This window comes from Segatella baroniae B14 (genome assembly GCF_022024235.1).
Lineage (GTDB): Bacteria > Bacteroidota > Bacteroidia > Bacteroidales > Bacteroidaceae > Prevotella > Prevotella bryantii.
Map to the genome: position 1 here is coordinate 693,661 of NZ_CP091799.1, position 11,924 is coordinate 705,584.

General features: G+C 37.3%; 9 protein-coding genes. 7 read left to right on the forward strand and 2 right to left on the reverse strand.

What is annotated here, in order from left to right:
- Positions 1-83: 83 nt before the first annotated feature.
- From L6469_RS02910 to L6469_RS02935, 6 genes are all read left to right on the forward strand, one after another.
- Positions 84-1,106 (forward strand): sugar kinase, encoded by a 1,023-nt coding sequence (locus tag L6469_RS02910; protein ID WP_006282452.1) that lies wholly within the window; start codon positions 84-86, stop codon positions 1,104-1,106.
- An 81-nt stretch (positions 1,107-1,187) separates the two neighbouring features.
- Positions 1,188-1,859, forward strand: coding sequence for a bifunctional 4-hydroxy-2-oxoglutarate aldolase/2-dehydro-3-deoxy-phosphogluconate aldolase (locus tag L6469_RS02915; RefSeq protein ID WP_006282451.1), 672 nt, complete (start codon positions 1,188-1,190; stop codon positions 1,857-1,859).
- A gap of 93 nt (positions 1,860-1,952) precedes the next feature.
- Positions 1,953-5,393 (forward strand): DUF5112 domain-containing protein, encoded by a 3,441-nt coding sequence (locus L6469_RS02920; protein ID WP_237851121.1) that lies wholly within the window; start codon positions 1,953-1,955, stop codon positions 5,391-5,393.
- On the forward strand, positions 5,380-6,105 hold the full coding sequence (locus L6469_RS02925) for a DUF5932 domain-containing protein (RefSeq protein WP_006282449.1): 726 nt from the start codon (positions 5,380-5,382) through the stop codon (positions 6,103-6,105). The genes L6469_RS02920 and L6469_RS02925 overlap by 14 nt, the downstream gene beginning before the upstream one ends.
- Positions 6,095-6,697 (forward strand): hypothetical protein, encoded by a 603-nt coding sequence (locus L6469_RS02930; RefSeq protein ID WP_039870414.1) that lies wholly within the window; start codon positions 6,095-6,097, stop codon positions 6,695-6,697. The genes L6469_RS02925 and L6469_RS02930 overlap by 11 nt, the downstream gene beginning before the upstream one ends.
- On the forward strand, positions 6,697-7,401 hold the full coding sequence (locus tag L6469_RS02935; RefSeq protein WP_006282447.1) for an SDR family NAD(P)-dependent oxidoreductase: 705 nt from the start codon (positions 6,697-6,699) through the stop codon (positions 7,399-7,401). The genes L6469_RS02930 and L6469_RS02935 overlap by 1 nt, the downstream gene beginning before the upstream one ends.
- A gap of 144 nt (positions 7,402-7,545) precedes the next feature.
- On the opposite strand, the gene L6469_RS02940 is transcribed toward L6469_RS02935, so the two are convergent.
- Together L6469_RS02940 and L6469_RS02945 are read right to left on the reverse strand one after the other, a co-directional pair.
- On the reverse strand, positions 7,546-8,586 hold the full coding sequence (locus L6469_RS02940; RefSeq protein WP_006282446.1) for a DUF3810 domain-containing protein: 1,041 nt from the start codon (positions 8,584-8,586) through the stop codon (positions 7,546-7,548).
- 90 nt (positions 8,587-8,676) lie between these two features.
- On the reverse strand, positions 8,677-11,073 hold the full coding sequence (locus tag L6469_RS02945) for a glycoside hydrolase family 2 TIM barrel-domain containing protein (RefSeq protein ID WP_039870411.1): 2,397 nt from the start codon (positions 11,071-11,073) through the stop codon (positions 8,677-8,679).
- A gap of 309 nt (positions 11,074-11,382) precedes the next feature.
- On the opposite strand from L6469_RS02945, the gene L6469_RS02950 reads away from it, so the two are divergent.
- Positions 11,383-11,895 carry a porin family protein gene (locus L6469_RS02950; RefSeq protein ID WP_039870417.1) on the forward strand — a complete coding sequence of 171 codons (513 nt, stop codon included), beginning with the start codon at positions 11,383-11,385 and terminating at the stop codon, positions 11,893-11,895.
- Positions 11,896-11,924 lie beyond the last annotated feature (29 nt).

Here is an 11,924-nt window from a genome sequence, read left to right on the forward strand (position 1 = left end):
GCAAAATAATCAGTATTTTTGTCCGGTAAAACAAAACAAAAAGGAATTTGATTACAAACAAACTATATTAAAAAAATTAAGAAATGGCAAAAATTGTAACATTAGGTGAGATCATGCTCCGTCTTTCTCCAGAAGGTAATGATCGTTTCATTCAGAGTGATTCTTTCCGTATTATCCCTGGTGGTGGTGAGGCTAACGTAGCTGTTAGTGTTTCAAACTATGGTCATGATGCATATTTCGTATCTAAACTTCCTAAACACGAGATTGGTCAGATTGCTGTTAACGCTCTTCGTCGTTATGGTGTTCATACAGATTTTATTGCTCGTGGTGGTGAGCGTGTAGGCTTGTACTACGCAGAGACAGGTGCTTCTATGCGTCCTTCTAAGGTTATCTATGACCGTGCTCATAGTTCAATCGCAGAGGCTGATCCATCTGATTTCGATTTCGACGCAATCATGGAAGGTGCTTCTTGGTTCCACTGGAGTGGTATTACACCTGCTATTAGTGACAAGGCTGCTGAGTTGACAAAGTTGGCTTGTGAGGCTGCTCATCGTCATGGTGTGACAGTATCAGTTGACCTTAACTTCCGTAAGAAGCTTTGGACATCAGAGAAGGCTATCTCTGTTATGCGTCCTTTGATGCAGTACGTAGATGTATGTATCGGTAACGAGGAAGATGCTGCTCTTTGCTTAGGCTTTACACCAGATGCAGACGTTGAAGGTGGTAAGACTGATGCTGCTGGTTATCACAAGATCTTCGAGCAGATGGCTAAGGAGTTTGGCTTCAAGTATGTAGTTTCAACTCTTCGTGAGTCTTACTCTGCAACTTACAATGGCTGGAAAGCTTTGATCTACAATGGTAAGGAGTTCTACGAGAGCAAGCACTATGATATCAATCCTATTATCGACCGTGTTGGTGGTGGTGACTCTTTTGCTGGTGGCTTGATTCATGGCTTGTTGACTAAGGAAACTCAGGGTGAAGCTCTTGAGTTTGCTGTTGCTGCTTCTGCATTGAAGCACACAATTCCAGGTGACTTCAACCTTGTAAATGCTGATGAGGTAGAGAGCCTTGCTGGTGGTAATGCAAATGGTCGCGTACAGCGTTAATTTGTTATAATTAAATAATAATAAAACATTATAATAAAGCCAGGTCGCTTTCGGGCGACTTGGCATCTTTTAAAGAATATTATGGCTAAATTTAGTAAGATCCAGGTGATGACTGCTATGAAGGAAACAGGTATGGTTCCTGTATTCTTCAACAAGGATATCGATGTTTGTAAAAATGTAATCAAAGCTTGCTACGAAGGCGGTGTTCGTGTATTCGAGTTTACTAACCGTGGTGACTTTGCTCACGAAATTTTCGGTGAGTTGGTAAAATGGGCAGACAAAGAATGTCCAGAGATGATTCTTGGTGCAGGTACAGTAATTGATGCTCCTACTGCAGCTCTTTACATTCAGTTGGGTGCAAACTTCATCGTTGGTCCAAACTTCAACCCAGAAGTTGCTCCAGTATGTAACCGTCGCTTGGTACCTTATTCTCCAGGTTGTGGCTCTGTATCTGAGATGAGTAATGCACAGGCTGCTGGTTGTGATGTAACTAAGGTGTTCCCTGCTGGTAATGTAGGTGGTCCTTCATTTGTTAAGAATGTGCTTGGTCCATTGCGTTGGAGCAACATTATGGTTACTGGTGCAGTTGAACCTACAGAGGCAAACCTTACAGAGTGGATTAAGGCTGGTGTAATGTGCGTAGGTATGGGTTCTAAACTCTTCCCTGGTGATGTTGTTAAATCTCAAAACTGGAAAGCAATTACAGATAAGTGTGTTGAGGCTCTTGGTTATATCGCAAAAGCTCGCGCTTAATTATAATATTAAGAGCGCTGTCATCATTTTGATGATGGGCTTTCTTTTTTAATTTCAGCTTGTTCGCCTAAGCATAAGAATGAAATCGACAAGTTGAATAGTATTTCTTATGCATATCATTATCTTAATCTTGATTCTGCGCGTTCGATAGCTTATCGTGCCTATATGATGTCACTCGATGAGGGGTATGATGATGGTAAGGCTGAGGCTCTGAATAATATGGCTTTTGTAAGCATTGCTCGTATGCGTTACGCTAATGCTTCCAAACTGCTTCTTGAGGCGTCTTCTGCCGATAATCAGGTTGAACTCCTGATTTCTGATATTCTTAATATGCGTTTGTGTCAGCGTCAGTCTCACAACAAAGATTTCTATGTATATCAGGAGAGAGCTTTAGAAAGAATGTCACGCATTCAGGAGGAGATAGATTTACTAACAGCTCGTCAGAAATTTCGTTTTAGGTATGCTAAGTCTGAGTTTCATATTGTAGCAGCAACTTATTATTATTATGTTGGTCAACATAGACCTTTTATTGCAGAACTTAAAAAGATTAATCCTGATGATATAGCAAAAGACACAGCTCAGTATCTTAGTTATTTATATAATATGGGCGCTGGTGATGCCATTGAGGGAACATCGCATCAAACTATAATTCAAAAGGAATTTGAATATTTGTTGTTGTGTTATGCTATGGCAGGTGATCGATATCCATTTTGGAGAGCCAATTCCTTACAATCACTAAGTGAACATTTACTTGATGTTAATGATCGTAAGTTCCTGATTAAAAATAATTTGCAGTCAATAAAGTATCTTAATGTTCAGGATGTGTCTTATGATCTTTTACCAGTTAATCTTGCAAAACGGTCTTTAAAAATATTTAGATCCTTTGGCGATGTTTACCAGATTTCGGGAGCTTATCGTACTTTAGCTAGTTGTTATTGGTCGATAGGAGATAATCGTTCGTCTATTCTTTGTTTAGAGAATGCACTTTCACGAAATAGTGCAATTTTTAAGGCCCCAGATTTGGTTGCATCTATCCGGGAACAGTTGAGTGTTGTATATTCTGCTATTGATGATAAACCAAACAGCGATCGTAATCGTAATATTTATCTTGATTTACAGGAGCAGACTCGACAAGATCGTCAATTAGAGGCACGAGCTGAGAAACTTAAAAGTTCGGTAGTTTGGCTTAATATTATGATTATCGGAGTTGTGATTATGATTGTATTCTTAGTAGGTTTGCTTGCTATTTTTGACAAGATGCGCCAATCTAAGCTTGCTGCTACCTCTTTGGATAGTCTTTTATCACCTCTTCGTGAGTGGAAAGCCAAAAATGATGTATGTGTAGAGGAACTAAAGGAGAAATATGAAGAAATTCAAGAAAATTATGCCATCAGTCAGCTTCATCTTTTAGATAGTAAAAAACAAAACATAGAGCAGCGTGCCAAAATTTCTTTAGTAAACAGTGTCTTACCGTTTATCGATCGTATGATTCATGAGGTAGAGCGTCTATCTAAAAATGAAGAGAGTGATGATGTAAAAGAGCTACGTTATCAATATATTTCAGAATTACTTGATACAATTAACCGCTATAATAATATTTTAACGCAGTGGATACAATTGCGTCAAGGCCGGTTGAGCCTTCATATTGAGAGTTTTTCATTGCAGACTCTTTTCGATATCATCAATAAGGGGCAGATGAAGTTTAATACTAAGGAAGTTACTCTGAATGTTAAACCTACCAATGCCGTAGTGAAAGCTGATAAGACTCTTACTCTTTTTATGATTAATACATTGGCTGATAATTCATGCAAATTTACTTCTCAAGGCGGTAAGGTAAGCATTGAGGCGATAGAAGGTAATGATTATGTAGAAATCAGCATTTCAGATACAGGTTGTGGTATGACTCATGATCAAGTGGAACATGTGTTTGATCACAAACCAATAAAGGACGAAAAACGTACAGGACTACAATATAAGTCACATGGTTTTGGCTTGATGAACTGCAAAGGAATTATAGAGAAATATAAAAAAGTAAGCCAACTCTTCTCGGTGTGTACTATTTCGGCAGAAAGTGAACTTGGTAAAGGAAGTCGATTCTCATTTCGTCTTCCCAAAGGTGTGGTTCGTTTTGTTCTCGCACTTTTTATTTCGTCCTTTGCTGTTGAAGTACATGCAAATTTGTCAAAGATTCCGGAAGATCCTTATCCTATAACGCATCCATATTTGCTTAAGGCTAATGTTTATGCTGACAAATGTTATGAGTCTAATAAGCGTGGAACATATGAACAAACTCTTAGGTATGCAGATTCTGCCCGTTATTTGATTAATCAATATTACTACACAATATATCCTCGTGGTAAAGATGTCATGACAGCCACGGAGACAACTGTTATTCCAGCAGAAATAAAATGGTATAACGAGAAATTAAAGACCAGTTATGCTATAATTCTTGATATTCGAAATGAGTCTGCAGTTGCGGCATTGGCACTGCATCATTGGGATATCTATCGTTACAATAATAATGTATATACGCAGTTGTTTCGTCTTCGTTCATCCGATAATACTTTGCGTACCTATGTGAAACGCATGCAGATTTCAGAGAATAATAAGATGGTGGCAATCATTCTCCTTGTACTATTGCTTTTAGCAATTTTACCCGCATATTATCTGTTGTATTATCGCCATTTCCTTTATTATCGCTTTTATTTAGAACGGGTTAATCTGATGAACGATATCTTGCTTAGTGAAGATTCAGACAAGAAGAAACTCTTACGTATTAAGCAATTGTGGCAGAAACATTTTAATCCTTCCCATAATCGTATAGGGCAAAGTGCAACCTTGGTTCATGTCGTAAAACAGATAGAAAAGGCTCTTAAAGAAAGTATTCAACTGGATGATAAATATCGTACTAATCTTGAACTTGCCTCAGATGAAGTACATCGTGTAGAATTTGAAAATGCGAAATTGCATGTGAGCAATAGTATACTTGATAACTGTCTTAGTTCGTTGAAACATGAAACGATGTATTATCCATCGCGAATAATGCAGTTGATAGATGTCGATAAGCGAAATCTGAGTGGAATTCGTGAGTTAGTAGATTATTACAAAGAACTTTATGTGCTTCTGAGTGCTCAAGCTATGCGTCAGATTCATGCGATAACTATGAGATGTCAGCCTGTGTCGATTTATGGTGCAACGGTTCTGGGTGATCCGGATATGCTGCATTATCTCTTTGATATTCTCAAAAAGGCGGGTAAGCAAAAATCACTCCATGTTAGCGTAGCAAAAACAGACCGAGATTATGTGGTTTATCGTGTCTTATGGTCAGATGTGTTGTTAACAGAAGAACAATGCCGTAATCTTTTTACACCTATGACAGAAAATATTCAGTTGATGATTTGTCGCCAGATTATTCGTGATATAGGTGAAGTAACCAATTCAAGAGGTTGTGGTATACAAGCTCATTTGGATAATCATAATGTAGTAATTGATATAGTAATAACTAAAGCCAAAGATAAAGATGGAAAATTTTAAGGTCATTATCGTTGAAGATGTACCTTTAGAACTAAAAGGTACACTGGGTATATTTAAAATGGATATACCAGAAGCCGAAATTATAGGAACAGCCGAAAATGAAGTGGCTTACTGGAAATTGCTTAATCAGCAATTACCTGATTTAATATTATTAGATTTAGGCTTAGGTGGAAGCACAACTGTTGGTGTAGAAATATGTCGTCAGACAAAAGAAAAATACCCTCAAATTAAGGTGTTAATCTTTACTGGAGAAATCCTTAATGAGAAGCTTTGGGTAGATGTTTTGGATGCAGGTTGCGATGGTATCATTTTGAAGAGTGGTGAACTGCTTACTCGTGGTGACGTCTCGAGTTGTATGGGAGGCAAGAAACTTGTGTTTAATCAACCTATACTTGAAAAGATAGTTGATCGTTTCTGTAAGAGTGTCAATAATGAAATTATGCATCAGGAAGCTTTAGTAAACTATGAGATTGATGAATACGATGAACGTTTTCTACGTCATTTAGCTTTGGGTTATACTAAGGAACAGATAACGAATTTGCGTGGTATGCCTTTTGGCGTTAAAAGTCTAGAAAAAAGACAAAATGAACTTGTGCAGAAGTTATTCCCAGATGGTAATGGTAAAGTTGGTATTAATGCAACTCGTTTGGCTGTTAGAGCATTAGAATTGCGTATCCTTGATGTAGATAACCTGTTGCCTGATGATGAATAAGCGGTTTGTTCGCATATATACGGCAATTACTTTGGCTCTTTGGATAGCCCAAATTGCCGTTTTTTTGCTTTCTTGGATTATTACTGCTGCTGCTCCTGAGCAGAATTTTCATTCTCTTTTGAGTAGTGAAGGTATAAGATGGTTTTTCGGATCTTTTATTCATAATTTAACAAGTCCGATTCTAGTTTGGCTTATTTTATGTATTTTGGCATATGGAGCTTTAACATCGAGTCGCATATTACAATATGATTCTCATGTATATAGGCAGCGCCTAGGTATGAATCTTGTTATTGTCGAGTTTGGTGTTTGTCTGTTAGTCTTACTCATGTTAACAATGTTTCCCCACGCTATTTTATTAAGTGTCACAGGAAATCTGTTTCCAAGTAGTTTTTCAGGAAGTATTATTCCGATAGCTACATTTATGATTATCTTGTTTTCTGAGAGTTTTGCTGTAATGAGTGGTCGTTTTAATAGTCCCACAAAAGTCGTCGAGTCATTGCTGGTTGGTATACATCAATTAGCATCACTATTTCTTATTTATATTTTGGCTATGGAATTATTCCATTCGGTACTTTTTATAATTTACGGATAATGAAAGCAATTATTGTTGGAGCAAGTAGTGGAATTGGATACGAGGTCGCTAAGTTACTAATAGCTAAGGGGTGGATTGTTGGTGTTGCGGCGCGGCGAGTGGATCGATTGATGGATTTGAAGGCCAGTTACGTGGAGCAAATAGATGTAACTATGAGCGATGCTGATCAGAAGTTAAGTAATTTGATTCATAAAATGGGTGGTATAGATCTCTATTTTCATGTATCAGGAATAGGAAAGCAAAATCGAAATTTATTCCCTGATATTGAGTTAAATACAGTTCAAACTAATGCATTGGGTTTTACGCGTATGGTAGGAGAGGCATATCGGCATTTTGCTATTCAGGGCAAGGGCCATATAGCTTGCATTTCTTCTATTGCTGGAACTAAAGGTTTGGGGCCGGCTCCGAGTTATTCTGCAACAAAGGCTTTTCAGAATGTTTACATGCAGGCTTTAGAGCAACAAGCTCAATCGCGAAATCTTGCTATTTCATTTACAGATATCCGTCCCGGATTTGTTGATACAGACCTTCTCAATGGTGATTTTCATTATCCTTTGATGCTAAAACCGGAACGTGTTGCCAAAACGATCGTTCATGCAATTATACACCAACGTCGTATCGTAGTCATTGATTGGAAATGGCGTTTGATTACTTTTTTTTGGAGTTTGTTGCCAAATCGTCTTTGGCGTCTACTTAAACTTTAAAGTCGGTTATAACTATTATAGATCCTTTGTATCATAATAGGGGCATGATTTAGTGGGTTAATACAGATTTTATAATTTATGTACTTTATTTGGTTCGTGAATATAATCTTGTATATGCAATATAGGAGGGTGGCTTTTGCTATATTAAAGGGGGTGACGATTTTCCCAACTGATGAGGAGGCCTAAAACTTCAGAGTAGTTATGGATGCCACTCTTGATTTGGTTTGATTTAAGATAATGGTCTAGTAAAAAAGATTGTGCATCGCCTAAAAAATGGCTATATTTGTTTTTCCAGTATGTTCGTCGTTGTTCATAAAGAAGTTTAATTTCTGGTCGAATTTGAGCTACAAAGATTTTGCCAGCATTCTCATCTTCAGCATATAGTGCGCGAATAACATATGGTAATATAGAAAGATAGCCACTGAAGCGTATTTGTTTGTTGTTGCTAGCTGTGCAAGCTTCATACGCATAAAATGTTGCTTCGTTTTCTCGAGCTATACCAAGAAAATGGGCATATTCATGTGCCCAGCAGTCAGCGTATTCGATAGGAAGCAAATTCTTATTAAGAGTAAATTCTCCAAAGAAGGGCCCCATAGATCCAAGTACACCTACTTTAGAATATAAAGGGGTTAATAGCATTGGTTTGCTTTGAGGATGAGTGTTGAAAGGCTTATGGATACCGGCTTGGATACCTAATTGATTATAAGCCCTTACTATTTCTTTACTGACTATTTTTTCATCGAGTTGATGTGGATTACAATAAGTCTCATTCAATTTTTTTAGATAGCACTTGGCAAAATTTTTGAGTAAAACCGTATCGTATGGAGCAGGTTTTATATTTGTGCGACTATAGAAATCTGGTGCCATGTAGTTGATACCCCAACCGATGTTAAACCAAATATATAGTATTGCTATCATCTTTAATTCACAAATACCAATCTGTTGCCAAGTTTGTTTATATCTTCGTATACCTATTACTGGATAAGTTAATAAGCCAAGTATGCCGAGGATATAGAAAAAGTCTGATATACAAAATGGAACAATTGAAGATATAATACTAAGTAGTTTTGCTATAGAAGGATATAGTTGTTGATTATACCATGTTCCACCTCCTGGCAGTAATCGTAAGGAAATTACTGCAACCAAAAGGGTAAGAATACTATATGTATTTATTTTCTTTGTCATGTTGTTATTTCGTGACAAAGTTACATATTTTTTTGTATATAAGGCGCAATCCGGATCAGAATTACGCCTTATAATTATATTGGTATATGTTTACAAAGTCTTGAGAGTAATCTTCTGAGTCTTGAAGTCTTTAGAAGTTACAGTAAGTGTAATTTTAGATGGTGTTTTACCAGCACGAAGAATAACAAGAGCACTACCATTATAGAGGTGACGGTGATTTGCTACATGTAATTCATTAGAGTATAAGTTACCATTGTCGACAGCAATAATACGTGCATCTCCTTCTACTTTAAACATGAGATCATTATTAGCAGCATACACGCGACGACCTTTACTGTCTACAGCCTGTATGCGAATGTGCTGTAGATCTTGACCATCAGCTTTCCAATTTTCAATATCAGCAATAAGTTTAAGTTTTTTAGCTTCACCTGTGGTCTCAATCTTTTGTCGAGCAACCACATTATTATTAATATAGGCAATAGCTTCAATATAGCCCGGTTCATAGTTTACATCTTTGAAAAGCAATCGGTTACGACCATTAGGATCCTTTGTATTAAACTGTTCACCAACTTTCTTACCATTAACCATAAGAACTACTTTTTCTGCATTGGTGTATACATTTACATTATATTTTTCACCGAGTGTTCTATTCCAGTGGTCAGTCATTTCGTCATTTTTGAATGTAATGCCATTCCATTCAGTGCTATTAGCAGCTTTATCAACGATACCAATCTGTACTACAGGTGTATCTGGCAAGAACATACTTTTAAGCAGATATGCCTTTGGTTTAGGCTGTAAAGACAAGTCAAAGGCACCTTGTGTCCATCCTTTAGCAGGCCATCCCATAGATTCGCCCAAGTAGTCTATCATACCCCAATATGCCAGTCCCATAACTTTGTCAAGGTTCATTGCAAAGAAGTTAGGTCCCATCATCGTATTGTTTGCTTCACTTTGATAGAAGGTCATCCATGGGAATCGTTTTCCATCGCCAGGAAAGTACATGTAGCGATAATTATAGGCTTGCACATCGGTAATCATAGCCAGGTCACAAGGTAGAGAGTCTGTATCCCAGTTACGGCCTCTTGGATGCATGGCAACAGTAACTTTACGGGTATTATCATACCGTTTAAGTACTGGTAACATCATACGATATGGTGTAACTCCCCAATCTCCGAATGGCAGAGATGCGTATGTTTGTAATTCGTTGCCGAGGCTCCACATGATAACAGAAGGGTGATTGCGATCGCGTTTAATCCATTCTGGCAGGTCGTGTGGCCAAGTTGATTCCCAGTCTTTGCGGCCACCTGTATATTGTTTGAGCCATTTGTCGTAAATTTCATCGACAACGAGTATACCCATTTCGTCACATTTATCGAGGAACGAAGTACTGTATGGATTATGTGAGGTACGAATATGGTTAAATCCAAAACTTTTGAGCATTTGTAGACGTTTCTCGATGGCACGAGGGTAGGCTGCTGCACCGAGGGCACCTAAGGTGTGGTGGTTTGCATTACCTTTGAGGAGGACCTTTTTACCATTGACTCTAAGACCAAAGTCTGGACCTATCTCGATAGTACGAATACCAAAACGCTGCTTCACTACATCTTTTAACTGTCCCTCTTTATTATATAAAGAAACCTGCATGGTATATAGATAAGGATCTTCGCAACTCCAAAGATGAGGCTGAACAACTTGGAAAGAGTCAAGTTTAAGTTCATTGGTGCGCATACGACGATTAAATTTGTAATCTTTACGTGATTTTGCAACAACTTGTCCTTTTGCATCTAGGATAACGATTTCAAGATTTACATCGTCCTGTTTCGTAAAGTTGGCTACTTCTGCCTGAACATTGATTTGTTTGTTGTTTTGTGTCGTGATATAGAGTGGATGACGGGAAAAATAGAGATCGTTGTCTGTAATGAGCAAACGAACATCACGAAATAGTCCTGCGCCTGTGTACCATCTACTATCGTCAGGTCCCATTGTGCTTGCGCAAACAGCAATTTCGTTAGGCTGTCCATATTTTAATTTTTTAGAAATATCGATATCAAAACCTAAATATCCATAGTCTGTTCCACCGATGCGCTCTCCGTTTAAAAATACATCACCCACATACATGATGCCTTCAAAATCAAGGACGATACGTTTGCCACGCAGTGAAACTTCTGGAATATATGTTTTGCGATACCAACCTTGCCCCATTTCTTTGAATCCTCGTGAAGAAAGACGACTTTTACGATTTGCTGCTGGATCGTTGTTGTTGGCTTTTTCGTTTTGATCGGGAGCAACCCAAGGCTGTTCGATAAGAAAATCGTGTGGTACATCAATGGCGCGCCAGTCAGAAATAGCATTCAGATGTTTGCTGTCTGCTTTGCCATGATGAAATTGCCAGCCAAAGTTTAAATTAATGACTTGGTGTATTCCATTATTAGCTTGCATACACAGACAGAACATGACTATTGGTAAAAATAGGAAAATCTTTCTCATTGTGTGTAGGTTATTAATTAATGTTTTTAATTATTGGTTCTGATATGCAAATTTAACTATAAGTTTTGATAGTAGACTTTAGTATTTGACAAAACAAAGGGTAATCAATAATGTTTAGAATAATAAATGTGAGTTTTTGCTTGTATTTTATTAAGATTTATTTAATAATTGTTAATTTTAGGACAAAAAAAGCGGAAATAATTGGGAGTAATTTATATTTTTTATATGTTTGTAGCATTAAGAAGATAAAGATTTAATTTCTTTATGAAAGATAGTGTTAAATATATTCGTAACAAAAATTCTTCTATTATGAAAAAATTATTTTTAGCAATTGTAATGGCAGCACTTAGTCTCAGTGTAAGTGCTCAGCACGAAGAAGGTACTTGGAATATCCAACCTAAAGTTGGTATCAATGTAGCTAAAGTTACAAAGGGCGGATTTGATACAAAAGTCGGATTTGTAGGTGGTGTAGAATTAGAGTATCAGGCTTGGAGTCCTGTATCATTATCTGCAGCAGTATTGTATTCTGGTCAAGGGGCTAAAAAATGGAATTTAGCTTATTTGAATGTTCCAATTTTGGCAAATTTCTATGTTGTAAAGGGATTTGCGCTAAAAACTGGTGTACAGCCTGGTTTTAAGCTCTCTGATGAAGATATGGATGTAAGAAAATTTGATTTTTCAATTCCTGTTGGTGCTTCTTATGAATATGCAAACTGGCAATTAGATGCTCGTTATAACATTGGTCTTACCAAGGTTTGGAAAGGTGCAACTAATAAAAACAGTGTATTCCAGATTACTTTAGGTTATAAGTTTGAGCTTTAAAAAAACTTTAAATATTTGTTAAAGCCGGG

Bases quoted from the DNA above. Each gene is read 5' to 3' on its own strand.
- L6469_RS02910 (WP_006282452.1), top strand. From the start codon at position 84: ATGGCAAAAATTGTAACATTAGGTGAGATCATGCTCCGTCTTTCTCCA.
- L6469_RS02915 (WP_006282451.1), top strand. From the start codon at position 1,188: ATGGCTAAATTTAGTAAGATCCAGGTGATGACTGCTATGAAGGAAACA.
- L6469_RS02925 (WP_006282449.1), top strand. From the start codon at position 5,380: ATGGAAAATTTTAAGGTCATTATCGTTGAAGATGTACCTTTAGAACTA.
- L6469_RS02930 (WP_039870414.1), top strand. From the start codon at position 6,095: ATGATGAATAAGCGGTTTGTTCGCATATATACGGCAATTACTTTGGCT.
- L6469_RS02935 (WP_006282447.1), top strand. From the start codon at position 6,697: ATGAAAGCAATTATTGTTGGAGCAAGTAGTGGAATTGGATACGAGGTC.
- L6469_RS02940 (WP_006282446.1), bottom strand. From the start codon at position 8,586: ATGACAAAGAAAATAAATACATATAGTATTCTTACCCTTTTGGTTGCA.
- L6469_RS02945 (WP_039870411.1), bottom strand. From the start codon at position 11,073: ATGAGAAAGATTTTCCTATTTTTACCAATAGTCATGTTCTGTCTGTGT.
- L6469_RS02950 (WP_039870417.1), top strand. From the start codon at position 11,383: ATGAAAAAATTATTTTTAGCAATTGTAATGGCAGCACTTAGTCTCAGT.